Genomic DNA, 25,983 nt, shown 5'->3' with positions numbered 1-25,983 from the left:
GGTTTAATTCGATTATTTGATGTAAATTCAATAGACCTTGGTAAAGTATCTCCACATATTTTTTCTGGCCGCCCTATGTACCACCTCGGCCCTCGCCCAAAAGAATACGAACAATGTTGAGTTCGTTGAAAACAAAGGGCAATGGGATAAATCTGTAACATTTATGGGTGACCTTGGCAACGGTGCGTTCTTTTTGCAACGTACCGGCTTCACTGTTGTTCAGCATCACCCTGAAGATCTGGCTAACCTCGCAGCGCTTACCCATGGTCATGCACATGATGGTGCTAAAGGCTCGGGTGGTGGTGCAGGAGGCGGAGGTGGAGATAACAAGGCAAGCGCAAAAAACAAGACAGCAGCTCCTTCAGAATTACCAAAAGGTACCATCAGGATCCGCTCCCATGCATATCGCATGGTGCTGGAAGGAATGAATCCCGCTATGGTAGTTGAAGGCTCAAAGCCATTGCCTTCCTACAATAACTATTTTATCGGCAATGATCCATCGGCCTGGGCAGGTAATTGCCGCATATTCAATACCGTTACTTACCGGAATGTATACCCGAATATAGACATGCGCTATTTCACTGATGAGGGTATGACGAAATATGAATTCATCATTCACCCGGGCGGTGATCCTTCGGCTATAGTTATGCGTTACGACGGCGCCACCAGCCTGAGTACAAGCAAGGGCGAGCTCGTTATTAAAACAAGTGTGGGCGAAGTAAGGGAGATGCCTCCTTTCACTTACCAGAATACAACAAAAGGCCGCACTACTATTGAAGCGAGATACCAGCTCCGCAATAACACTGTGAAGTTCGCCCTCGGCGATTATGATAAAAGGACTACTCTTATAATTGATCCCACCCTGATCTTCGCCACCTTCACCGGTAGTAGGGCTGATAACTGGGGTTATACCGCTACCTATGGTGGTGATGGCTCATTGTATAGCGGTGGTATCGTTTTCGGAACCGGCTTCCCTGTTTCTCCAGGTGCCTTCCAGCAAAGCTTTACAGCTAATAACGATACCAATCCTTTCAATATGGGCATCATGAAATTTGATGCCACCGGTACACAAAGGGTATATGCAACTTATTTGGGTGGTACATCCAGCGACCAGCCCCATAGCCTTATTGTAGATGGACAGGGAAACCTCATCATCGGTGGCAGAACAAGCTCTTCTGACTATCCCGCATTTCGGTCGCTTGGACCAACCGGTGGGGGTACACTGTCCGGATATGATATCGTTCTTACAAAACTGAATGCAGCAGGAACTGCACTTATTGGTTCACTGCGTATTGGTGGTAGTGGTGATGATGGTTTTAATACTGCCGACAGTCACCGCGAGAATCCAAGAGGCCTCTTGAATTTTTATGGTGATGATGCACGCAGTGAAGTGATGCTCGATAACAGTGGTAATATTTACCTCGCCTCCTGTACACAATCATCCAATTTCTATACAACTGCCAATGCTCCTTTCCGCTCACTCAGAGGAAAGCAGGATGCGGTTCTGATCAAAGCAAGGGGCGACCTTTCTGACCTCACCATGTGTACTTATTTTGGTGGTGATAGTCTGGATGCCGCTTATGTGGTTGGCATCAATCCCAATGGCGGTGATATCTGGATCGCCGGGGCAACCATGAGCAGTAATTTTCCGGGTGATAAATCAGGAACGCTTGGACAAACTTTCGGTGGATACCGCTCCGATGGTTTCATAGCCATATTTTCTTCCGACGGTTCGGTATTGAAAAAGTCAACCTTTATTGGAACAGCTGCCACCGATGCAGTTTTAGGATTTGAATTTGACCGCGATGGCGATCCCTATGTGATGGGGGTTACCTATGGTAACTGGAATATTATAAATGCTCCTTATGCCAGGGCGGGAGCCAAGCAGTTTATAGGCAAACTCAAGATCGATCTCTCAGAATGGGTCTATACTACTACCTATGGCACCACTTCAGCGCTGCCCAATATATCACCGGTGGCCTTCCTGGTTGACCGATGTGAAAATATTTATGTGAGTGGCTGGGGCGGAACCAATCTCGCTGATTTCCCCATGGCAGGTACCATTGGGATGGAAGTAACCCCCGATGCTCTTAAACGGACCACAGATAACAACGATTTCTATTTTATTGTCATCAAGCGCGATGCTACCGAACTGATGTATGTCACCTTCTTTGGACAGGATGGTAATTTTTCAGAACACGTGGATGGCGGTACAAGTCGCTTCGACCAGAATGGAATTATCTACCAGGCCATGTGCGCCAACTGTTATAGCAGCGCCATTGGAAGTCCGCGTCCACGCTTCCCCGTTTCAGGAGGTGCATGGTGTTGCTCCAATGGATTTTCCGGCGCCAATGGAACCGGCAATGGTGCTGAGTGTAATCTTGCCGCCCTCAAGATCGCCTTCAATTTTGCCGGGGTGGGATCTGGTGTGTCTTCCTATATCAATGGCGTTTATGATACCTCGGGATGTGTTCCCCTCACTGTTAAATTGATCGACACCGTTCAGAATGCACAGAGTTATATCTGGAATTTCGGGGATGGTTCTGCTGATACTTCCACCACCTCCGTTGAAGTGGAGCATACCTATACTTCGGTGGGTGATTTCAGGGTGAGATTGATCGCCATTGATTCAACAAGTTGTAATATCCGTGATACATCTTTCCTTACAATAAGGGTTCGTGCTGATGAGGCGCTGCTCGATTTCACGGCAACGAAATTATTGCCGTGTGAATCGCTTTCTTTCAGGTTCGATAATCTCTCAGTACCATCGCCGGGAAAAGCGTTTAGTGATACCAGTTTCCTCTGGGATTTTGGTGATGGAACAAGAGTAATTGCGGGAACCACACCTGTTAATCATAATTATATTTCTGCAGGAACCTACCAGGTGAGGCTTTTGTTGCGAGATACAATATTCTGTAACGGCGGCGATTCATTGATGAAAGAATTTAACCTCGCTCCATTGGTTGTGGCTAGCTTTGAAATGCCCGATGGTTGCGCACCCTACACTGCACCCATTGTCAATACTTCAATAGCAGGACAAACATATTTCTGGGATTTTGGGGATGGTACAACATCAACGGATAAAGAACCGGTGAAAGAGTTTCTTAACCCCGGTACCTTCCGCGTGAAGTTAGTGGTGACCGATCCCAATACCTGTAATATTTCTGATTCGGCCTTCAGGAATGTGATCGTGCAATCCGCTCCGGTGGCTGGTTTTACCCATTCGCCGGTTACGCCGATAGAAAATACGCCTACCACCTTCACCAATACATCTTCAGCCGATGCGGTTAATTTCCTCTGGCAATTTGGAGATGGTGATAGCTTAAGGACAACCAGCAGGGCGCCTGTTGATCACCAATATAACAGGACCGGAATTTATGATGCCTGCCTGATGGCAATAAACCAGAGCGGATGCGCTGACACTATCTGTCTGCCGGTTGAAGCCCTGGTTATTCCACGTATTGATATACCCAATGCATTTACCCCATTGGGTCCCGCCCCCAATAACCAGATCGTGGTGCGAGGGTATGCTATCGGTAGGATGAAATTCATCATCTTCAACCGTTTCGGCCAGAAGGTTTTTGAATCAAATAGTCTGAAGATTGGATGGGACGGCCGCTTCAATGGTGTGCTGCAACCAATGGATGTATATGCCTATGTGCTGGATGTTGAATTCACCGATGGCAGCAAGGCAACCAAAAAAGGTGATATTACCCTGATCCGGTAACCATTAATGAAATGATGATGATTAGCAAGAGGATACCAATGAAAAGGTTATGGATGATCTGCCTGGTAATGACAGGCTTCACCCTTGTTGCGGATGCTCAGGATCTGAGGTTTTCCCAGTGGTTCAATTCACCCTTGACCACCAATCCGGCCAATACTGGATTTATTCCTGATGCCGACTACCGGATAGGCGCAAACTATCGCAGCCAGTGGGTGAATATTATGTCTGTACCTTATAAGACCATCAGTGTTTTCGGGGACGCACAGGTTTTTAGAAATCGTATAGAAACGGGATGGCTGGGGCTTGGAGGCGTTTTGCTTCGAGATGTTGCCGGCAGTGGTAATCTTACATCTACTAAATTTTATGGCTCGGTGGCTTATCACCAGATGCTTGGTTATTCGAGCCTGCTTTCTGCAGGATTCAACGTGGGCTATGCCAATAAGCGCATTGATCCCACGCGACTAAAATTCCCTGACCAGTTCAACCAGTCGACCGGATTTTTTGATGCCGGCATCCCCACCAATGTGGTATTTAACTCCACCAGCACCAGCTATGTTGACCTGCAGGTGGGAATGAACTATGCCTATTTTCCCAGCGATAAAGTGTATGTGAATGCCGGCTTCTCGGTGCATCATCTGAACCGCCCGAAGGAAACCTTTTTTGCAGAAGACGGATTCGAGAACAGGCTCTCGCCACGCTATATCGGATTTGTAAATGCAAGTTATAAGGTGAATGATCTCGTTATAGTGAATCCTATGGCTTATTACACCACCCAGGCCTCGGCGTCAGAATTGGTTGGAGGTGCTTCTGCCAATTACAATCTAAGCGGTGATGGTACCACACAGTTGATCGGCGGACTTTACTACCGCGCAGGTGAATCCATTATTCCGCTTGTCGGATTTCAATGGAACAATTTCCGGATGAGCTTTAGCTATGATGTAACAACTTCATCTTTGTCGGCTTATAATGGTTCAAGGGGCGCCATCGAGTTCTCCCTTATAAAGCATGGCATTTTCGATGAGTTCCAGGGCAACCAGCGACAAAGTCTCTGCCCGGTTTTCTGATGTACTAAAAATGGGATCCCGACCAATTTCAAAGGCCTTTTTTCATTGATTGCCTGAATTATCCGAGTTTTACAGGGTGAACCTGTTTGTGCAACCGGGAGGGTAATGAGTTTACAGGCTTAATTCAGAAACTATGAAGAAAATTATTTGCCTACTGCTTTTTGCTGTCTTTTGTTCTGGCGTCAATGCCCAGGATAGTACTGCTGTAGAAAAAGAAGCTGAAACGGAGAAGAAAGGTTTTGATAAGAGCAGGTTGTTCTTTGGTGGAAATTTTGGATTGAGTTTCGGTAATTATACCCTGATCAATATCTCTCCACAGGTGGGTTATCGCTTCAATAATTACTTTGCCGCCGGTATAGGAATTAATGCACAATACTCACAGTTCCGGGATCGCTATAATGGAGAAACAATTTCGCGTGAAAGTTATGGTGTGGCCGGTATGAATATTTTCGGCAGGTTTTATCCCATCCGCCAGGGCTTCGTTCAACTACAGCCCGAAATGAATTATATCTGGGGTAAATACAAGTACTATCCAACCGATGTAGAATACTCACTCAATGGAAAGATCCTTCCTTCATTATTGGCAGGGGCGGGAGCTGTTCTTCCTGTTGGAGGAGCTGTTAACATGATCATCTCCGCGCAATACGATCTGCTCTATAAGGCTTCCGGTAATTCCAATCCCGGTACCCCCTACGGCAACCGGGTCTTCTACAGCATAGGATTTAATATCGGCCGTTAAAGCTACCCGTCTGACGTATGTCCTGACATGCGTCAGATGGGTAACTTATTGAAAAGCTCAACCGGGTTATTGCAGATGATGATCCTTTCTTCCACCGGCTCGTAGAGGAAGTTCTCCTTTTCGGCATGGCGCAGGAACTGGATCAGCGAATTATAGTAGCCCGCACTGTTGAGGATATAAATCTTTTTGTCGTGGATCTTGAGTTGGTTCCAGGTGAGCATTTCGAATAATTCATCCATGGTGCCGAAACCGCCGGGGAGGATGATGGCGGCATCACTCATTTCATACATCATCTTTTTTCGACTGTGCATATCCGGTACAATGGCCAGATCGGTAAGTGATTCATGTTGTTGTTCCCATTCAGTAAGCACTTTTGGAATCACACCCATTACTTCACCACCATGTTTTAGAACAGAATCAGCGATGGCTCCCATCAATCCTTTTTTACCACCGCCATATACCAGCCTGATATTAAGCATGGCCAGCAGTTTACCGAGTTCTGCTGTGTGCTGTTTGAACAAAGGGTTGGATCCTGCCTGCGAACCGCAAAAAACTGCTATGGCTTTTATATTCATAGATTAATTGTACTAAAGTAATTGTATTAACGGTTAATTTGTAGCTTATTTCAGAAAAATCTTAGTGCATGTCGCCAACCTTGTTGTTCTCTTTTGTAATCGCTTATTTTGTTTTATTGCTTGTGGTGGCCTGGTATACATCCCGGAATGCCAATAACGAAAGCTTTTTTATCGGCAACAAAAGTTCCAACTGGATGCTGGTTGCATTCGGCATGATCGGTACCTCGCTGAGTGGTGTAACTTTTGTTTCTGTTCCCGGTACTGTTTCCACCAATGCATTCATGTACATGCAGGTGGTGGCGGGATATTTCCTTGGATATATAGTTATTGCTTATGTGTTGTTGCCTTTGTATTACAGGCTGAATCTTACATCCATCTATCATTACCTGCAACAAAGATTCGGCTTCACTGCCTATAAAACCGGAGCTTTATTTTTCATCATATCAAGAACTATTGGCGCAACGGCAAGGCTATACCTGGTGATCAACGTGATGCAGCTTTTCATCCTCGATAACCTCGGCGTTCCCTTTGTAGTAACGGCCTTTGTGATTTTACTGATGATATTGCTCTATACATTTGAAGGAGGCGTAAAGACCATCGTGTATACTGATACATTGCAAACAAGCTTCATGTTACTTGGACTTGTGGTATGTGTTATCTATATAATGAACAGCCTTGGTTATGGACTGGGAGAAGCAATGCAGGCGCTCTCCGCGAAAGGATATACCGATATGATGAACACAGATGTTAACAGCAAAGGATTCTTCCTGAAGCAGGTGATCGGGGGAGCGTTCATCACCATTGCAATGACCGGTCTCGACCAGGAAATGATGCAAAAGAATATCAGTGTAAAGACGCTGAAAGACTCGCAGAAAAACATCATGACCTTTAGTGTGGTGATCGTATTTGTAAATTTCTTATTCCTGCTGCTGGGTGGTTTACTTTATATATATGCCGCCAATAAAGGAATGGATGTAAAGGGGGATGATCTGTTTCCTACCATCGCACTCAGCTATCTTCCACCGGCCATTGGAATCATATTCATCATTGCTCTTATATCTGCCTTGTTCCCCAGTGCCGATGGAGCACTTACAGCATTAACATCCAGTTTCTGTATTGACATACTCGGCATCCGAAGAAACCCCAATCTCACAGAGAAGCAGCAGAAGCGTATACGTATGACCGTGCACCTCACATTTTCCGTGATCTTCATGATCTGCATCTTCATCTTCAAATGGATCGATAACAAATCGATCATTGGAATCATCCTCGATCTTGCAGGTTATACCTATGGGCCATTACTCGGTTTATTTGCTTTTGGGTTACTCACCAAAAGGAACTTCCGGGACAATTTTATTGTTACCATTATCTGCCTCCTATCACCCTTTATCAGTTACCTGATCAGTAAGTTTGCCGCGGACTACCTGGGTGGCTATCAGATCGGTATAGAGCTCTTGCTGATCAATGGTTTGATAACTTTCCTTGGGCTGTTAATGATTTCAAAAAAATCAACAGCTTTACAAACTATCTAAAGAAAATATACGTTCTTAATATTGTATTACTACGATGCCATCCATGTTCTGAATGGGTGGCATTGTTGTCTCCAAACCTTAAAAAGAAGGAAATGAATGACACGATAAAGATGAACAAGCAAAGGCGGTGGAGTGAATCAAAAGCACATTCGAGCTGGCAGATCTTTAAAATAATGGCGGAGTTTGTAGATGGATTTGAAGCGTTGGCCAAATTAGGTCCCTGTATATCCATCTTTGGATCTGCCCGCACCCAACCGGGCCATGCATCTTATGAATTAACGGTAGACATCTCCCAGAAACTTGCAGGCGAGGGATTTGGAATTATTTCGGGTGGCGGTCCGGGTATCATGGAAGCTGCCAACAAGGGCGCCCAGCTTGGCGGTGGTAAATCGGTGGGACTCAATATCGAATTACCTTTTGAGCAGCATGCCAATCCCTATATTGACCGCGATGCCAATCTCAATTTTGAATATTTCTTTGTGCGCAAAACCATGTTTACCAAGTATTCGCAGGGCTTTGTGATGATGCCCGGCGGATTTGGCACCATGGATGAATTCTTTGAAGTTGCCACACTGATCCAGACCGGTAAGATGTTACAGGTTCCGTTGATATTGGTAGGAAGGGATTACTGGGCAGGCCTGATGGAGTGGTTGCAACATACGATGCTGAAGGAAGCTTATATTTCAGGAGATGACCTGGAACTGCTGAAAGTTGCGGATACCGCGGAAGAAGTTGCCGAGCATGTTTTGCATTTCTATAGTAAACATCCGCTACAGCCGAACTTCTAAGGGAGTATAAATAGGCAGGAAGCCTTATTTTTGCCAGAATGGATTCATTAGAATTAGTCAACCCCCTGGCGAATGCCTATGCTGAGAAGTTCAGTTCACCAGAGCCGGAGTTGTTGAGAAATATAGCGGAAGAAACAAATCGTACCCATCCGCAGGCGCATATGCTGAGTGGACACCTGCAGGGAAGGTTGCTGGCAATGCTGAGCAGGTTGGTGCAACCGAAATATATTCTGGAGATAGGCAGTTTCACAGGTTATAGTGCGCTTTGCCTTGCAGAGGGACTTGTGCCGGGAGGTGAGTTACATACCATTGAATTAAGAAATGAAGAGGCAACTGTTGCGAGGAGAAACTTTAGGTTGTCGCCCTATGCCGATCAGGTAATTTTGCATGAAGGGGTAGGCACGGAAATCATTCCTGTTTTAGACCGCCCCTGGGACCTGGTTTTCATAGATGCTGATAAGACCGGTTATATAGATTATTATGAATTGGTTGTTCCGCAATTACGCAATGGCGGATTGATCATAGCCGATAATGTCCTCTTTCATGGACAGGTACTTGAAAACCCTCCCAGTGGAAAAAATGCCAAAGCTATGCAGGCATTTAATGAGCATGTAGCGGCCGATGGCAGGGTTGAAAGGGTGATGGTCACAATAAGGGATGGATTATTATTGTTGCAGAAAAAAAATATTACATGATCCGCACAGTATTGTTAACAGGGTTGGTTTTTTTCACCTTCACCATTGGATTGGCGCAAACCAACCCGGCTGTTCTTGATTATATCAACACTTACCGGCAGGTTGCCATTGATGAAATGCAACGCACCGGTGTTCCGGCGGCTATTAAACTTGCACAGGGAATACATGAGACAGAAGCGGGGAGGAGTGAACTTGTTCAGAAATCCAATAACCATTTTGGTATCAAGTGTAAGAGTTCCTGGCAGGGCGAAAAAGTTTACCATGATGATGATGCCAGCGGCGAGTGCTTCCGCAGTTATAGCGCTGCGCTTGAATCATATCGTGATCACTCCAATTTTCTAAAAAACAACCAGCGATATTCTTTTCTGTTTCGTCTTGATCCTGCAGATTATAAAGGCTGGGCCTATGGACTGAAACAAGCTGGCTATGCCACCAATATCAAATATTCACAATTGCTGATAAAGCTGATTGAAACCTATGACCTGCAGCAGTACAGCCTTATAGCCATGGGGAAGATGCCCGCACCCTCGGGTGTGTTAACAGGCATAAGACCACCGGCTGAATCAACAACTATGGCTGATGCACCTTCTATAATTTATCCTGCCGGAGTATTTGAGATCAACGATACCAGGGTTGTATTTGTAAAGGCAGGCACATCATTGCTCGCAGTTGCCAATGAGTATGATCTTACTCTTTCCCGATTGCTGGATTTCAATGACATGACACCCGGGGAGGGAAATATTCTGGCGATGGATCAACTGGTGTTTCTCCAGCGCAAGCGTAAAACCGGGGCGAATATTTTCAGGGTACTGAAGCCGGGAGAAACGATATATGATATATCACAGCAGGAAGGTATCCGCTATGAAAATATTCTTGAGCTGAACCATCTGCTGGCCGGCTCTGAACCTGCGGATGGAGAAAAGATATATCTCCGTGAGAAAGCTCCAGGCCGGCCACTGCTGGCGGGCGCTGCCAGGAGCCTGCCGGAGCAACAACTGATAATTACAGCACAAGTTTCTACTGAAACTGAAACATCAGCAGCAGCAACTATTACAACCGCAAAGCGAACAACCCATGTTGTAAGAAGTAAGGAAACATTATATGGCATCAGCAAGAGATATGGTGTGAGCCAGGAACAGATCCGCGAATGGAATAAGCTCGTGGGTGTGAGTCTGAGAACGGGACAGGAATTAATCATTTACACAAATTGAAATGACAGATATCAGGGTTAATGATAAGACGTTTGAGCCATACCTTACTGTAGAAGAGATCAATGGCCAGGTTCAAAGACTGGCAGCGGAAATAAATCGTGATTATAAAGGCAAGAGGCCATTGTTCATACCGATTTTGAATGGGTCTTTTATGTTCGCCTCTGATCTTTTCAAGGCAATAAGTATAGATGCAGAAATCTGCTTTATCAAACTGGCTTCTTACAAGGGTACTAAATCAACCGGTCAGGTAGTTACAGCTATAGGTCTTGATATTGATATACATAACAGGCATGTGATTATTGTTGAGGATATAGTTGATACGGGTAAAACGCTTAGTGAATTTCTTCCCCAGCTTAATCACCAGCAACCAGCTTCACTTGAGTTAGCCGTCTTACTTCATAAGCCCGATGCTACTGAGTATCCTACACATATAAAGTATCTCGGCTTCAGCATCCCCAATAAATTTGTATTGGGATATGGGCTCGATTATGATGGCCTGGGACGCAATATTCCTGAGATCTACCAGTTAAAAGAGCATTAGGTGGAAGCACACCCCCTTGACAATGCGTTTGGAATGATGTACCTTTCCCCCAGAAATAAAGACCCTGAAAACTGTACTTGCCATATTACTGGTACTTACCTCTATTTCCACCAGCGCCCAATTCTATTACCGGGGTGAAATAAAGGATGATGCAGGCAAAGCATTAGCCAATGTCAAGATGATGCTTCATGCCACTGGATATCTTTACTATTCAGGCACTTACGGCGGCTTTGGTATCACCTCCACCATTCTCAAAGATTCTGCAACACTTAGTCTCGAAGGATATCAACCGATGACAGTTATGCTTGACAGCAGGAAGGAAAATAATTTCGTGATGAAGCTGATTTCCAAGCAGGCAAAAAAGCAGGAGAAGAGATTGATGTCGGTGACACGCGACCTTCATTCAAAAGATGGAACGAGATTCAATGTGGGTGGTGAAACCTACAGTAGCCTGGTGGAGAATAATTTCACGGATGCAAACCGCTTCCCCCATACAGACTTCGCCATCAATACCGATAAGGCCTCCTATAGCAATATCCGTCGCTTCCTGAATATGGGAAGTACTGTTCCACATGATGCGGTAAGGATTGAGGAAATGATCAATTACTTCAATCTTAATCATGTTGCACCCAGTGGTGGAGATGTTTTTCATCTCGATGCCAAACTCACAGCCTGCCCCTGGCAAGTCGCCAATAAATTGCTGTTGATAAAGGCTTCTGCAAAAAAACTTGATCTGGAAAATGTTGCCCCCAGTAACCTGGTATTCCTTATCGATATTTCCGGTTCAATGGATATGCCCAACAGGCTTCCCTTATTGAAATCTGCCTTCAAATTAATGGTCGATAACTTACGCGCCATAGATACCGTATCGATAGTAGTGTATGGCGGAAGTGTTGGCGTGTGGTTGAATCCTACTTCTGGCGCCGAAAAAGAAAAGATCCATAAAGCAATCGAGGGATTAGAACCTGGTGGTGCAACGGCAGGCGAGTCAGGAATTCGTGCTGCTTACCGCGTTGCCCAGAGTCAATATATTCCGAAGGGCAATAACAGGGTGATACTAGCCACTGACGGTGATTTCAATGTGGGACAAACAAGTGAAGAAGATCTTGAGCGATTGATAACACAACAGCGTCAGCTGGGTATTTATCTTACCTGCCTGGGTGTGGGAATGGGGAACTATAAAGATTCGAAGCTGGAGGTGCTTGCAAAGAAAGGGAATGGGAATTTTTCCTACCTGGATGATGAAAAAGAAGCAGAGAAGGTATTGGTGAGGGAGCTTACACAAACCATGTATGCGGTGGCCGATGATGCCTTATTACATGTGCGATTTAACCCATCGCAGGTAGCTGAGTATCGCTTACTTGGATTTGATAACAAATATTCAGCTGTGTCTGATACAACCAGTGTGCTGGAAGGAGGGGAGTTAGGATCAGGGCATACACTAATGGCTATTTTTGAATTAGTGCCTGCTGCTACTGCCAAAGCAGATGCACTAGAACTTGCTGATGTATCGCTGACCTATAAAAAGCCAAAAGACAGTGTTCACAATGAAATAAGGAGCAAGGTTAATTCAACGGAAACAGCATTTGATCAGTTGCCGGCAGAATACAGGCTTGCAACTGGTGTGGCATTATTCGGGTCACTGTTGAAAGAATCTAAATTTACCAAACAGTCAAGCTGGAATGATGTCCAGAATATTGTAGTGCCGGTGGCAAGCCAGGGCGATTTTCTGCAACAGGAGTTTTTGTTGTTGCTGGAGAAGGCAAAAAAAATCTATTATAAAGGGAAACCCCCAACCAGGTTAAGAAGCATATTTCGTTAGTTCCACTTCCTCTACTTCAGTTTTTTTCAGGTGGTTAACAAAATACATGTCTATATCACCAATATTTTTCGCTGATATCTTACCACGATAACTGCAGTCATATTGATCCTTGATCAGTTCATATAATGTCTCTGAAATATTTACCTGTCCTATTTCTCCGGCACTTTCCATCCTGCTGGCAATGTTCACGGTACTACCCCATATATCGTAGGCATATTTCTTTTTACCCACCACACCGGCAACAACGGGACCAACATGTATACCTATGCGAAGCTCCCATGAGCTGAGCCCTTTTTCTGCTCTCACCTTGTTCCATCCACGCATGAATTCCAGAATTTCAAAACTTGCCCTCACTATATTCATAACATGGTTAGGATCGGCACGTGGTATACCGCCTGCGCACATATAAGAGTCTCCGATGGTTTTTATCTTTTCCAGATTGTTGCGATCTATGATATCATCAAATGCCATGAAACATTCATTGAGGGCAGCAACAACTTCCTGTGGTGAAAGGGCATCAGCCATTCGTGTGAACCCTTTAAAGTCTGTAAAAAGAACAGAGGCCTGCTCAAAATACTTTGGTGTGGCATTGCCTTCCTGTTGTAGTTCAGTGGCAACTTCTGCTGGAAGAATATTCAGCAAAAGACCTTCGATTTCTGCTTTCTGGTGGTCAAGAAGTTTGTTTGTTTTTACTTTAGTGCGGTAATCACGATATAATATTCCAATGATGAGGAATACCAACCCTAGTCCGGCGATAAGCCCGTTCTTAGCAATTTTCTGCCGTTTTAATTCGAGGTCTTTTAAATCTTTATCCTTTGTCAACAGGTCGATTTGTTTTTCTTTGATTCCTACCTCATATTTTAGCTGCATGCTATCTGCTGCATACTTATAAAGTGAATCTGCGAGTTTTGCTGAGAGGTTACTGTAACGATATGCATTTTGATAATCGTCAGTTGCATAATAAGCTTCTGAAAGTCCGCGGTATGCCCTTTGTAATTCCGGTCCGGCTTTTATCTCCAGGGCCAGTTCACTAGCCTTGGAAAAAAATCGCATCGATTTGATCTGCAGGTTTTGCTTCTTGTACAAATTGGCCATTGAAAGGGATGCCTGAGCCATGAATAATTTAGATCCGATTTCAGTGGCTTTTGCTAAAGCTTCTTCATGGTATTTTAATGCCAGGTCATTCTGCCCTTTTCTTGAATAAATCTTCCCGATATTATTCAGGAGGTAAGGAAGGATTTCATCATCAGGATGAAGAAGTTCCTTGGCTCTGAAACAATTATATAATGCCGCAGAGTCATTCTTTTGTTCGTAATATACCTCTCCAAGGTTAACATAGGAAAGGCCCATATTTGCACTGTCTTTAATACGCCCACCCAACTTCAAGGCCTTGGTCAGATAGTCGATAGCAAGATCATGTGTGTTAGGTTTAGCCATATAAATAAGTCCGACGTTATTAAGCGCTGTAACAGTTCTTAAAGTGTCGCTGGCTTTTTGAGAGGCTTCCAGTGATTTGAAAAAATACTCAATCGCACTAGATAGATTGCCCAGGTTGTATTGGATGGATCCCAGATTGTTGAGGATATTAGCTAGTCCCGCTTCATCCCTGATCTGGGCATAGAGTTTCTGTGCCTGTCTCCAGTTTTCATCGGCGCGAATAAAATCGCTTTTTATGAAGTGATGCAGACCAATATTTTTATAGGCAAGTGCCTTGCCTTTACTATATTTTATTTTATCGGAGAGTGTAATGGCCTGTTGGGCATAATCGAGGGCGGAAGGAGATTGAATGTCGGCTGCTGTAATCTGATTCAGGAGATTTACCTTATTTGAATCTTCATTTGCCTTATCCAGAAGTTGGATCAGGCTATCTGTCCCATTATCCTGTGCCTTTGCAACAAGATATACATTTAGCATTAACATCAGCCCAATTATCCCCATTACGCTTCTGAACCTACTCATTCTTTCCTATTTATATGTTGCTTAAATTACTTATAAATGGAAATAAAACAAAGAAAGAATGGAGGTAATCCTCCATTCTTTCTTTTAACAGGATAGGTTGGTGCTTATTGTTTTATGAATTTGAACACCTGACCGCCTGAGGATCCATTTATCCGAATGAAATATTGACTATTAGATAGATTACCAATATCAAATATCATTCGCTGTGATGACTGTTTCCGTATGGAGGCAGGTCTTACCTGGCGACCCAGCACATCCACAATTATTACATCCCGTTCGGTAACCCTGGTGAAATCGCCCACTATCATCAATTGTGAACTTGCAGGGTTGGGGAATATAGATGCCCCTCCGGCTACGTCCACCGGCACAGCCCTTGAACTGGCGGCAAGTGTGATCGGACCATTACTGTTGCACTTATTTGATGTGGAACTGGCATCACTGGATGAAGCTGATTTTTTATTCTTCTCAACAGAACTGATAAGCCAGGTTATCTTGGTGCCATTGAACAGTATATAGAATTCATGTGTTCCAGGCAGGAAGAGTTCTGGTGGATTACCGCTTTTTTCTGCACCCGGAGAAAGAATGATCTGGTTTTCCTCACCCAATGGCACATAGATGATTGTTTTGTTGAGGTTCTCGTAGGCATATCTGGCCCTGAAAGTTAAATCACCAACCGGATTCTCAATTGGCTCAATACAAACCAGCACTGGCTTGATTGCTTTGGTGTTTCCTCCACTTGGATTCACATACAAAGGAGAAGGTGTTCCTATTATATTATAACTATTAAAGTTCACGAGGTTTGTACTATTGATATTGCGGAATACAGAATAAATCCCCGCAGTTAAATTATTGGCGGATACAATTTCATTACTGCTGTTTCTAATGGTGTATAGGTCATTTGACACCAGGCCTGCCGGATCAATAGTTGAACTGAAAACAGGTACTGGCTGACCTTCAGTGAAATAGTAAACATCTGAACCCATGGTTACAATCAGGTCTTTTTTACCCACATTGAGGGTTCCATTGATTCTTGTTACTTCATAGTTGGCGGGGTCTGTAAATATTGACCGGATGCTGTAATTGCCAACAGGATAAATAGGGCCTGTAACAATCGTATTATCTGCTTTCCGCACCTCATGGGTTATTCCTGCATCACCAAAAATGGAGATATCATCATCAACATCTGTTTCCTGGTTTTTCACATAACCAGACACTGTTGAGGTAAAGGTGACTTCATTACCATATTGTATGTCCTTGTTTTCCGCTGTAACAGTTAAGGGTGCTTTGTTGACAGTAAGATCACCTGGCTCATATTCAATGATATAGTTTCCGCTGGCAACCGGCAGGTAAGCACCTGGAATGATACTGTGCGGGTTGTCATTATTGGTAACGGTAAGACCGGTAATCGTGTTGATGGAGATATACCCTTCAACATAGCCACGTGCAATATCCGATTCGTCGAGAATCACAACAACACCTGAATTGGAAATTCCATCAAACAATGCACTGTTTACAACAGGTTCACCATTTGCCCTTACCACCCCATTTTCGATTTGTGAGTTAAGGTCAGGCACAACATTAGCCCTCACAACACCATTCAGATCTGGCGCCAGGCTTATGTTGGCGAAAGGATAATCTTCATTGTCTATAACAACATTGGCTCTTACCACCCCGTTTGCATCGGTAGTGAAGTTGATATAATTAGCCCTAACAACTCCATTGGCCCTTGTGACCCCATTTGGCGTTATGCCGCTGCCCGAAACCGGAACATTATCAACTATCACAAAACCATTTATAATTGCATCAGCATTTACAATAGCATTTGCTCTTACAACTCCATTAGTAGTGTTTGCCCTCACCACACCATTCTCATAGGGTATGCCGTTGGCTCTCACCACTCCATTTGCAATACGGTTCAGATACTCATAAAATGATTCGGCAATAATATTAGCTCTCACCACTCCATTGGCCCTCACTACCCCATTTGCCCTTACAACACCATTTTCGAATCTGACGGTTGAAAGAGTGGCAAGATTAATGAGGTTCGTTAGATCAAGGTCTTTGGCAAGGGCATATCCATTAGCCATATAGAGATTATGCTCAGCCCTGATATTTTCAATTATTGATTGATCAACGGAAACTTCTGTGCTGTATTTAAATTGGACAGGCTTCAGGTCTTCACCATAAGTTATCACCTGGTTTTCCGGTTGAATCTTAACCCTCAGTTTCTCAATCTCGAGTAGGCCGTTTACCAATCTATAATCATATTTTTTGAGAAGGTCTAATGGAACTACGCCATTCTCAAATCCTTCAATTTTTAGCTGTATAGAAACAGGTGTACCAGCTGCACTTAAGGCTGTTGCTGTGGTAGTCGCATCTACTGTGCTTATATCAGGGCTACCCTCCGTTAGACCAGGTTTAGCCAAACCAAGATCACGCAACGTGAGTCCACCAGGAAGTGGCTGACTCAGATCCACCGGATTTATATCATCCCCAATCAACAGTTCATATTCAAGTGGGCTGGGAAGGGGTGCACCAAATTTTTTGATATATGATTTAGCCCTGACGGTGATCTTCGTTCTGGCTGCATCAAGTAGATTAATGACATTGGAGCATCCTCCATCAGCTACTTCTATATTTGGAGTTACAGGATTGCATATCCTTACTTCGGGATTGCCCTCAATAGGATCCACGATGGCAGTCAATGTCTTGTTTGCCAGGTCAACAATGGTTGGATACTTGACGCCTCCAATTTCCAGTTGTGATCCTTCCACCAGGTAGTTGCCTTCAACCTTTACAGTGATCTCAACTTTCTGATCGGGAGTGGTGGAAGAAGTTAATGACACTACCTCCGTTATTACTGGTGTTGGGTTAGCTTCAGTCAATAAGGCCTGGTATGCATCCAACATGCCATTTCCACTCCTTACATCATAATTACTTCCATCATTGGTAAAGTCAAGTGCTGTTGATTGAAACACTTCCCTTACTTCATTATAATTAAAGGCGGGCTTACTGGGCCAGAATTTAAATCTTGTTTCCAGCAAAAGTGCTGAAAGTGCAGCGGCATGTGGTGCTGCCGCGGAGGTTCCAAAGAAACTGTTATATCGTGGAGTGCCATCAGCATTTAATGGTGCTTCCGGATCAATAAATGGCTGTCCATCTTTATCCAGCAATGGACGGTTGCCCAGGCTTACACTGGTATTAACACCATCTGGCGCAACAAAATCAGGCTTGTTAGTGGTAATGCCATTGATAGGACCTCCCCATGATGAGAAAGGTTCTACCTGAACATTGGTAACACCATAGGCTGGTGTGAGATTATATTGAACCGCACCCACTGAAAATGCTTCTGGTATATTGGCATGACCAATAATAGTTGTAGCATTCGGGTTGCCTTCTATTTCTACATTGCCCCTGAAGAGGATATATTTAAAACTTACATCCGCACCTGCATCCGGACCACTTGCCTTCACGATCTTTAGATATGCAGTAGTTGCATCTGATACCCTGAAAGGAAAAATTTCCAATGGATCGGAACCGGTATTGACCCTGTTATAGCCGAGGATATTCTTACCTGTATAATCGGTCAGATAAACATCAAGGTCATAGTCTGCTCCATCTACTTCACCAGCAGAATAGAAATCATCATCCCACTGAAGTATGAGCATATAATCACTTACTCCTCTTCCTTTAAGGAAGAGTTTTTGTAGCGGCTGACCTCCTGTTAATGGTATCACTCCGCCATCCGGAATGGCCGATGGAGAGAATTTTCCTTCATAGGATTTGCTGCCAAAGTTTCCAGCGGATGTGAAATACAATACACCCTGGGAGGTAACTTCTTTGATGGCCTTGCTTATAAGTCCTTCCCTATAAAAAGGTGCCGTTGCATGGGTGATGTCATCAACAATAATATTACAGTTGATTTCTTTCAACCGGCGTATTCCTTCTGCCATATCGCTTTCAGAAACAAATCCTGTCCTGAATGCGAGTTTTGCACCAGGCGCAACTTCATGAATGATCTGCAACATCGCTCTGCCTTCATCTGATGTTTGGAAGGGGAATGGGAAATCACCATCGGGTAGCTCTACTCCACCACCGGGCATATTACCTGCAGGAAGATCACCCTCCGCTATATCAGCAGCTACGGGTGTTCCCAGGTAACTGGTTTTATTTATTACCCGATCGAGCATATTGTAACTATCCGATAATACCCCGATCTTAATATCCTGTTCAGCACCTGCCTGGTTTTTGAATTTAGCCCCTGTGATTGTATACCCTGCTCTGGCCGACCTGGCGCCCATACTACTATCTCCACCTGTTTTATACAATCCGCCATCACCAACTGCAAGACCAAATGGTGAAACAGTTTGACGAACCTCTTTGAAAAATTCAGGGTGTCCGTTCAGTTCAAGCAATTTGCTGATCTCATAAAATCCGGTGATCCTGTAGAAGGATGGATTATTCGAGATCTCCGTCTGGTCAAAACCGTTTATTACAAGGTGATTTGTTGCATTGGCTATATTATTGGATTGAAGGATCGCATCTATCAACACACGTCCACTATTATTGGGATCGAACTGGAAGATACCCTGTCCTTCACCATAAGTAGGATCGGCAACAAGTTGAGTGAGATTGGCATTAACTATCGTAAATACCTTGAACGGGTTTTCATCAACAGCGTCATTAACACATGATGTTACTCTTACATCATCTGTGAAACTGCATTCATCATTACTAACCGTCAATGTATAGTTTCCTGCTGTAGTAATGGTGATAGTTGCCTGGTTGGGATCGGTTATGATATTACCAGTTGGAGAGCTCCAACTATAGGACGGATTTGGAATATTTGTAGAACTTCCGGTTAATTGAATGGATAGCTGATCACATGCAATATTGGCATCGGAGCCCGCATTAACTGTTGCATTTTCACAATTACTTACCAACGGCGAATGCACCACATTTACACCACTGTTGATCATCACATTTTTACCACTCCATAGTGCTCCTGTCAGATCTGTATTGCCAGTGCCCGATCCTATAGTGATTGAGCCATTGGGCGCCCACACGGTACCAAGCCATCGCGATTGTGTTGAACTTGATCCGTTTGCTATAAGAAAGCTGTTTCCGCTTGCATCACCCGAACCATGCACCTCGGTATATATTCTTGTGGCAGCATCTGCGTTGGTTGAACCAGCCGGACCTTCTTCAAAACTTGTAGCCACCTTGCTGAGAAGCATATTGCCTTCTACCTGGATAATAAACTTTCCTGTAGTTGTTCCATTAAAGTCAAATATGAATAGGTTGGTATTGGTAAGATTTATTGATTTGATCTTATATACTCCAGGGCCATTAAACCTTATGGTTTTGTTACCAGACAGGTTAATGTTACCATAGCCATTCACATCATTGGGCTCCAGTGTCCTGTTATTGGTTATATTCCCAGAACCGCCGGTAAATTGAATAAAGGGGGGCAGCGCAGGCAGAACTGGTAACTGGTCAGTAAGCAATTCGGGAATTTTACTGGGGCCGCTGTATTGTGCGCCAGCAGGCTGGTACACGGTTCCGCTGATAGTTCCTGCACTGATGAAAATGTCTCCATTTACCACCACATTTCCTCCGAAGGAGGCACCTGATCCCGTCTGCAGAATGTTGCCCGACACACCGGCTTTGTTTGCGGCCGTAACAACACCATTCACTATGTTACCATTTGCGAGATCAATTCTTCCATCACTGTGAAGGCTACCCGTAAATAGTACATTACCGGTAGACTTCACCAGTTTTGTACTGCCAACTGCGCCTCCGGATATGGTATTGGAAGTGCTGATCTGCACACCCTCCACTCCAAACATAACAAATTGATTACGGTTTAGTTTTTGTCCAACTACTGCGGTAGACACTAATGCGAATAATAAAAGAAAGGCAAAATTGCTTACCCTGAGGAAAGGCTTTTTCATTGTTAGGTTCATTAAGATTGTCAAGGCACACAACCTTAATGAGCACCAGATGATAATCGGCGTCGGTTCCGGGAATCAGGGTGCCATTGCAGTTAGGCGTCTTGCAACAATCGTGAGCAAATGTTTAATACCAGGTTCGATCCGTCAATAAAAAGCGGGTAAATAGATTCTACGTATTGATAGGAATGGATTAGGGTGGGGGTTCAATCTCGAAAGTTAAGTATTTTAATGGTTATAATCAATGGTTGATATAAGTAAAATTTCAACTATTCGATAAAATGGACTTTTCATTCTGTGCCCGCAGGCGTTGGCAGAGTATTTTGATAAAGCCTCTCGCCACTTCCGGACGGGTATCAAGTAGTTCATAGAAAGGTTCCTGGTCAATCCTAAACAAGGTACAGTCAGAATATGCCGTGGCGCTTGCTGAACGGGTTTCGGCATCCAGAAGGGATAGCTCTCCGAATACTTCTTTTTCATCAAGGATCGCAAGAGTTGTAATGCCCTTATGAATCTTCACCTGTCCCCGGTGGATAATAAACATGCAATCACCGATCTCGCCTTCCTCAAAAATGATGGTATCTTTTTCAAATTCCTCCTCCTGCATTAGTGGTGCCAGGTCGGCCAGGATGTTTTCCGGCGTTTCACTGAAAATAGACAGCGCCTTAAGGATAAGTACTTTTTCTATTAATAATAATCTATCAGTGGATGTAATCATAAAGTCTTTTGTTTAGGCTAACGCATACCGTGCAGTTTCCTGTAATAACTGGCTCTCAGAATCAATGTACTTCCTGAAAAGCAAGTGATCAACGCGGATTCCATATTTACGCGATATATATAATGAACAGGCCTTTGTCCAATCCTGATAACGGATAGGCCTCTCCGTGAGTATCCTGCCCATAATCTGGTCAATATTTTTATATTCTTTTTCTGTATACAACTGCCGTAAGGCATTGCATCTTTCCTGTATTCCCGTGTCTTCAAAGAGAATATTAAAATAACGGGCGATGTCTTTCTTTACAGTCACTTCAATCAATTCCAGCGCATTGGCAATTGACTCCTTTTGATTGGAAAGAAAACTGTTCCTTACCTTATTTATCTTATCACGGTCATACATGCAGCCAAAAAGGCAAAGTAGTAATTCCCTGATCTCATGCAGTTCGATCTTTATAGCGTTGGATAACAATTCAGCCGGTATATGCTTTTGGTTAAGAGCAAGCTGCATATGAAGCAATTCAGCGCCATAACGGGTATATGCCCTTGCAAGATCTTCCATGATTTGCCGCGATTCATTTGTGGCTTTGAATTTACTTCGATATAGCGCCTTGATAATAACAGGAAGTAATAGCGATTCCTGCCCCAGGTATTTACTTAACAGGAGCTTGGATTCCGAATTACCGATCTTGCCGAGTACGGTTACCAACTGCTCGCTAAGGGAAAAACCCGGACGGTGTTTATCTATATAATTTTCAATATGCCCTACTGCCTTCGGACCTGCTCTGAGCAAAGCGGCGATAACCGGTTTTTCATGTTTTGGTAAATGTGATAGCAAGGCTTGCAGCGATTCATCAGTTGCTGCTGTTCCAATGGCGCGTATCGATACTGCTGCCAGTTCAGGTACTTCTTTTCCCCTGATCAATGATGCATGCGCCGGATGGTTATACACATTTCTTGTAGTGTATAAGATCTGCAGGCCCGAATCGATGTCCATTCTTTCATTACTTGTTAGTAACCTTTCCAACTCCTTCTCAGCCTCTGAATGAATAGTTTTATTCTTGTTGGTAAGCATGCCTGTTAGGGCTGCCTTCCTGACTGCACCATCCTGGTTATGTAGATATGGTGAAATGGTTTGTTGGTCTTCCGCTAAACTGCAGATGGCATTCACTACTTCCAGCTTTACCGTTTGATTTGTTGTTTCCTGCAATAATGTTTCTAACTGGTGCTGTAAGGGCACTATCTGCTTCAATCCGATAAGCTTAACTGTTTCCAGCTTAACGGCCTCGGAGGGGTGGGATAAAAAATAGCCCAGCAACTCCTCTGAAATGGGATTCTGTTTGCTGGCTACCATATTCAGTATACTTAGTACTTCCTGGTCAGAACCATTGGTAATTTTATCCTTGATCTTTTGCAGCATTTCCGGGTCGTTCAGCGAAAATTCTTCCTGACTGAAAAACCTGCTGGAGATTGTGCTGATCAGCATATTCAGATATTCCTTGTTCACCCATTTTGTTCCGATGATCCAGAGAACTGCCAGCATGATCAGCGTATAACAGATGGTGATCAGGTTCACCTCCTGCTGCATTTTGAAAAATACAAGCAATAAGATACCACAAAACAATGTGGCGAAAGGATCCATAATACCTTTAATGATATTGTGCGCTCTTAATCTTTCATGCGTGGGGAGGGGTTGCATGATAGTTAACAGAACTGGTGAATTTATGGATGTTCTTAATACATCGATGGCAATAGAAGTTGCACCGAAAAGGTAAAAGATCTGTTTTTCGTCGGAGCTCATCCAGTTGGCAAAAAGGTTCATGAGAGTGAGCAGTATCAGAATAGCAGGGGTAATAAAAAGAGATGATCTAACACCTATCGCTTCGGTTAACCTGCTGGTGAAGATCGTTTTTGTGATCAGGGCAATGATTCTTAACCCCGCCATGAACATAGCTATGAACTTCGCCAGTTCAACATCATTATTATAGGCATCTTTAACGTTGGCATAGAGTCCATAATTTACCAGGATGATACAGGCTGAAGCCAGCATGGATATCAGTGCAATACGCCTGATCATGACAGAGCTTACAAAACTTTGCATTAAGGTTTGTATAGTGTTGGATGAATGATGCACCCGTTGCTTTGGATGTGCATGGGCAAAATGGCGATGCTCTGATTTTGAGATGCTCCTGAAGAAAGGGATTGATACAAGCATACTGATCACACCCAATAGCAGGAGGTTGAGGGTTCCGGTATAAGGAACAAAGATCAGGGCCAGGGTATATCCTATGAACTTTGCCGGGATATCGCCCGAACTAATAACGCCAAACAATCGCTTGCTCTGCCTGATATCAAATAAACGGGAGGCAATGCCCCAGAATTCGAGATTGTTTAATAGATATAATACATAGAACCAGGCCAGACTGAAATAGTAAAACCAGTCGTCGGTAAAAAAATTTGATCCCACCCTTACCAGCAACATACTGGCGGCCATAAAGATGATGATACCTTCATTAAAGCGTGCAAAATTCAGTTTATGCTCATAGTAGCTGTAGATCAATCCAGTTAACCAGAGCAGTACTGAGGAGAATACCATCACCCAGGGCAATTCATAAACCGGAAATCTTTCGAGGAAGCGCGCGAATTCGGCGGTAAAGAAAAAGGAGATACCAGCACCCTGGAAGAACTGGAGCCAGAATAATTTTTTGACGATCCACCATTCACTGGTGTGTACATTAAGCACATTCAACCAAAATCGGTTGGTACGCATAAGACGGTAGGGATTTAGTGGTTTCTTTTATTTTCCTGAAGCCTTCAGACTTTTCAGGAAATCCATTTTCCGGGGTTGTCGGATCATTCGTGAACTGGCTGTGAAATAATGATGCTTTTCAAAAAAACCTATTTGCAATGGATCCCAATCTTTTTCTTCTTTAATAACACCAAAAACAAGAAATTCTTTTTTGAGATTATTACTGATAGGCGGAAAATCGTCTCGTCCAAGGTAATCCAGGTCTGCATCGCAGATAACCTCTTCCATCAGGTTGGCAGGATTTTGCGGGATTTTTGTTGCCATGATCATTCCGCTTATTTTGTCCAGATCACCTGTTGTTAGCGAATTACCACCAAGGTCATGCAGCATAATTTCACAGGATCTTTCTTCATGTCCTTTATAAGTATCAAGAAACCCCGTGTCATGATACAAAGCGGCAAGCTTAACAAGCAACAGTGTTTTCGGGTCGGTTATTTTTTCTTCAATTGCAATTCTTTCAGCCTGTTCCAATACATCCAGTGTATGAGCCAGATTATGGTAGGTAAGCCTCTTATCAAGCCCTTCTGATAGTCGGGCAATGATCTTTTCTTTTAGGGCCAAAAAGCCGGTTTCAGTCATGGAAGCCAGGATTACATATTTTTATGAATTGCTAACCTGAACGAAATATAATAAAAAAAGCCGCTATTTTCAAAAGCGGCTCTATTTATCAGGAGAATATTTCCCTTACTTTTTCGAAGAAACTTCTTTCATTCTTATCGGGGTTAGGTTTAAAGTTGCCCGAATGCTGTAATTTTTCCATGATAGCTTTCTCTTCGGCGCTTAGGTGTTGAGGGGTCCATACATTAATATGTATAAGCTGATCGCCCTTCTCGTAACTGTTTACGGCAGGGAATCCCTTTCCCTTCAATCTGAAGATCTTACCACTTTGTGTACCCGCCGGTACTTTGATCTTAGCTCTTCCATCAATGGTCGGAACTTCTATCTGGATGCCAAAAACGGCATCAGGAATGGATATATGAAGGTCATAAGCCACATTTAACCCATCGCGCTGAAGCTCTTTATGCTGTTCTTCCTCAATAAGCACGATGAGGTCGCCAGCCATCCCACCTCTTTCTCCGGCATTACCTCTTCCGCTTACATTTAGTTGCATTCCTTCCTGCACGCCGGCAGGGATATCGATGGTTACTGTTTCTTCGCCGTAAGTTCTGCCTTCACCTTTACAGCTTCCGCATTTGGCTGTAATTGTGGTACCCTCTCCATTGCAGGTAGGGCAGGTAGTAACCGTTTGCATCTGACCCAGGAATGTATTGGTAACCTTCCTGACCTGGCCGCTTCCCGAACAGGTGGAACAGGTCTGCACACTGCCCTTATCTTTAGCACCTGATCCTGAACAGGTATTGCAGACCACATATTTTTTTACCTTGATGCTTTTAGAAACACCCTTGGCTATTTCTTCAAAGTTCAACTTCAGTTTTACCCGAAGGTTGCTTCCGCGAACACCATGCGCTCTTCCACCGCCCCTTGCTCTTCCGCCGCCAGCGGCACCTCCAAAAAAGGAGCCGAATATGTCATCGCCGAAAATATCTCCGAACTGGCTGAAGATATCATCCATGTTCATATTGCCCTGGCCACCAAAACCTCTGGCGCCGTTCCCTACTCCTGCGTGACCATAGCGATCATACTGTGAGCGCTTATCTGCATCACTCAATATTTCATATGCTTCAGCAGCCTCCTTGAATTTCTCTTCTGCAGCTTTATCTCCCGGATTTCTATCAGGGTGAAACTGCATGGCAACTTTGCGGTAGGCTTTCTTTATTTCATCTGCCGATGCTGATTTCTCTACCCCCAGTATTTCGTAATAATCTCTTTTCGTTGACATCAGATTGTTGTACTTA

At 43.9% G+C, this 25,983-nt stretch carries 16 protein-coding genes; 9 read left to right on the top strand and 7 right to left on the bottom strand.

Annotation, left to right across the window (positions count from 1 at the left end; all coding sequences use genetic code 11):
- Window positions 1-37 precede the first annotated feature (37 nt).
- From HY58_RS10705 to HY58_RS18870, 3 genes are all read left to right on the top strand, one after another.
- Window positions 38-3,727 carry a PKD domain-containing protein gene (locus HY58_RS10705; protein ID WP_039131609.1) on the top strand — a complete coding sequence of 1,230 codons (3,690 nt, stop codon included), beginning with the start codon at window positions 38-40 and terminating at the stop codon, window positions 3,725-3,727.
- 38 nt (window positions 3,728-3,765) lie between these two features.
- Window positions 3,766-4,791 (top strand): PorP/SprF family type IX secretion system membrane protein, encoded by a 1,026-nt coding sequence (locus HY58_RS10700; protein WP_039132049.1) that lies wholly within the window; start codon window positions 3,766-3,768, stop codon window positions 4,789-4,791.
- 133 nt (window positions 4,792-4,924) lie between these two features.
- Window positions 4,925-5,530, top strand: a complete 606-nt coding sequence (locus HY58_RS18870) for a hypothetical protein (protein ID WP_052324045.1) — start codon at window positions 4,925-4,927, stop codon at window positions 5,528-5,530.
- Window positions 5,531-5,562: 32 nt separating this feature from the next.
- On the opposite strand, the gene HY58_RS10690 is transcribed toward HY58_RS18870, so the two are convergent.
- Window positions 5,563-6,105 (bottom strand): TIGR00730 family Rossman fold protein, encoded by a 543-nt coding sequence (locus tag HY58_RS10690; RefSeq protein ID WP_052324044.1) that lies wholly within the window; start codon window positions 6,103-6,105, stop codon window positions 5,563-5,565.
- Between the two features lie 68 nt (window positions 6,106-6,173).
- Here HY58_RS10690 and HY58_RS10685 point away from each other — a divergent pair, with 68 nt between their 5' ends.
- From HY58_RS10685 to HY58_RS10660, 6 genes are all read left to right on the top strand, one after another.
- Complete coding sequence (locus tag HY58_RS10685) at window positions 6,174-7,637, top strand: sodium:solute symporter (protein WP_039131607.1); 1,464 nt, start codon at window positions 6,174-6,176, stop codon at window positions 7,635-7,637.
- Window positions 7,638-7,729: 92 nt separating this feature from the next.
- Complete coding sequence (locus HY58_RS10680; protein ID WP_039131605.1) at window positions 7,730-8,425, top strand: TIGR00730 family Rossman fold protein; 696 nt, start codon at window positions 7,730-7,732, stop codon at window positions 8,423-8,425.
- A 38-nt stretch (window positions 8,426-8,463) separates the two neighbouring features.
- On the top strand, window positions 8,464-9,120 hold the full coding sequence (locus HY58_RS10675) for an O-methyltransferase (protein WP_039131602.1): 657 nt from the start codon (window positions 8,464-8,466) through the stop codon (window positions 9,118-9,120).
- Complete coding sequence (locus tag HY58_RS18865) at window positions 9,117-10,331, top strand: glucosaminidase domain-containing protein (protein ID WP_052324043.1); 1,215 nt, start codon at window positions 9,117-9,119, stop codon at window positions 10,329-10,331. Before HY58_RS10675 ends, HY58_RS18865 begins: the two co-directional genes overlap by 4 nt.
- A 1-nt stretch (window position 10,332) precedes the next feature.
- Window positions 10,333-10,872: a hypoxanthine phosphoribosyltransferase gene (hpt, locus tag HY58_RS10665; protein WP_039131599.1), complete on the top strand. Its 540-nt coding sequence runs from the start codon at window positions 10,333-10,335 to the stop codon at window positions 10,870-10,872.
- A 181-nt stretch (window positions 10,873-11,053) separates the two neighbouring features.
- Complete coding sequence (locus tag HY58_RS10660) at window positions 11,054-12,694, top strand: VWA domain-containing protein (RefSeq protein ID WP_172644644.1); 1,641 nt, start codon at window positions 11,054-11,056, stop codon at window positions 12,692-12,694.
- Here HY58_RS10660 and HY58_RS10655 read toward each other — a convergent pair.
- The 6 genes from HY58_RS10655 to dnaJ all read right to left on the bottom strand — a co-directional run bounded on the left by HY58_RS10655 (window position 12,674) and on the right by dnaJ (window position 25,967).
- Window positions 12,674-14,653 carry an adenylate/guanylate cyclase domain-containing protein gene (locus HY58_RS10655; protein ID WP_039131597.1) on the bottom strand — a complete coding sequence of 660 codons (1,980 nt, stop codon included), beginning with the start codon at window positions 14,651-14,653 and terminating at the stop codon, window positions 12,674-12,676. The genes HY58_RS10660 and HY58_RS10655 overlap by 21 nt on opposite strands.
- A gap of 104 nt (window positions 14,654-14,757) precedes the next feature.
- The gene (locus HY58_RS10650; protein ID WP_039131594.1) at window positions 14,758-20,607 is read right to left on the bottom strand and encodes a S8 family serine peptidase; all 5,850 of its coding nucleotides are present in this window, start codon (window positions 20,605-20,607) and stop codon (window positions 14,758-14,760) included.
- A gap of 262 nt (window positions 20,608-20,869) precedes the next feature.
- Window positions 20,870-21,322: a Crp/Fnr family transcriptional regulator gene (locus tag HY58_RS10645; protein ID WP_039131592.1), complete on the bottom strand. Its 453-nt coding sequence runs from the start codon at window positions 21,320-21,322 to the stop codon at window positions 20,870-20,872.
- Between the two features lie 12 nt (window positions 21,323-21,334).
- On the bottom strand, window positions 21,335-24,088 hold the full coding sequence (locus HY58_RS10640) for a hypothetical protein (protein ID WP_156123654.1): 2,754 nt from the start codon (window positions 24,086-24,088) through the stop codon (window positions 21,335-21,337).
- 27 nt (window positions 24,089-24,115) lie between these two features.
- Window positions 24,116-24,706 (bottom strand): HD domain-containing protein, encoded by a 591-nt coding sequence (locus tag HY58_RS10635; RefSeq protein ID WP_039131587.1) that lies wholly within the window; start codon window positions 24,704-24,706, stop codon window positions 24,116-24,118.
- Window positions 24,707-24,794: 88 nt separating this feature from the next.
- Window positions 24,795-25,967 carry a molecular chaperone DnaJ gene (gene dnaJ / locus HY58_RS10630; RefSeq protein ID WP_039131584.1) on the bottom strand — a complete coding sequence of 391 codons (1,173 nt, stop codon included), beginning with the start codon at window positions 25,965-25,967 and terminating at the stop codon, window positions 24,795-24,797.
- Between the last annotated feature and the right edge of the window lie 16 nt (window positions 25,968-25,983).

It is taken from the genome of Flavihumibacter sp. ZG627 (genome assembly GCF_000814325.1).
GTDB lineage: Bacteria > Bacteroidota > Bacteroidia > Chitinophagales > Chitinophagaceae > Flavihumibacter.
Note: the sequence above shows the minus strand (reverse complement) of the source record. Positions and strands in the feature narration are given on the sequence as shown.

Bases quoted from the DNA above. Each gene is read 5' to 3' on its own strand.
- HY58_RS10700 (WP_039132049.1), top strand. From the start codon at position 3,766: ATGAAAAGGTTATGGATGATCTGCCTGGTAATGACAGGCTTCACCCTT.
- HY58_RS18870 (WP_052324045.1), top strand. From the start codon at position 4,925: ATGAAGAAAATTATTTGCCTACTGCTTTTTGCTGTCTTTTGTTCTGGC.
- HY58_RS10690 (WP_052324044.1), bottom strand. From the start codon at position 6,105: ATGAATATAAAAGCCATAGCAGTTTTTTGCGGTTCGCAGGCAGGATCC.
- HY58_RS10685 (WP_039131607.1), top strand. From the start codon at position 6,174: ATGTCGCCAACCTTGTTGTTCTCTTTTGTAATCGCTTATTTTGTTTTA.
- HY58_RS10680 (WP_039131605.1), top strand. From the start codon at position 7,730: ATGAATGACACGATAAAGATGAACAAGCAAAGGCGGTGGAGTGAATCA.
- HY58_RS10675 (WP_039131602.1), top strand. From the start codon at position 8,464: ATGGATTCATTAGAATTAGTCAACCCCCTGGCGAATGCCTATGCTGAG.
- HY58_RS18865 (WP_052324043.1), top strand. From the start codon at position 9,117: ATGATCCGCACAGTATTGTTAACAGGGTTGGTTTTTTTCACCTTCACC.
- hpt (WP_039131599.1), top strand. From the start codon at position 10,333: ATGACAGATATCAGGGTTAATGATAAGACGTTTGAGCCATACCTTACT.
- HY58_RS10660 (WP_172644644.1), top strand. From the start codon at position 11,054: ATGCTTCATGCCACTGGATATCTTTACTATTCAGGCACTTACGGCGGC.
- HY58_RS10655 (WP_039131597.1), bottom strand. From the start codon at position 14,653: ATGAGTAGGTTCAGAAGCGTAATGGGGATAATTGGGCTGATGTTAATG.
- HY58_RS10650 (WP_039131594.1), bottom strand. From the start codon at position 20,607: ATGAAAAAGCCTTTCCTCAGGGTAAGCAATTTTGCCTTTCTTTTATTA.
- HY58_RS10645 (WP_039131592.1), bottom strand. From the start codon at position 21,322: ATGATTACATCCACTGATAGATTATTATTAATAGAAAAAGTACTTATC.
- HY58_RS10640 (WP_156123654.1), bottom strand. From the start codon at position 24,088: ATGCGTACCAACCGATTTTGGTTGAATGTGCTTAATGTACACACCAGT.
- HY58_RS10635 (WP_039131587.1), bottom strand. From the start codon at position 24,706: ATGACTGAAACCGGCTTTTTGGCCCTAAAAGAAAAGATCATTGCCCGA.
- dnaJ (WP_039131584.1), bottom strand. From the start codon at position 25,967: ATGTCAACGAAAAGAGATTATTACGAAATACTGGGGGTAGAGAAATCA.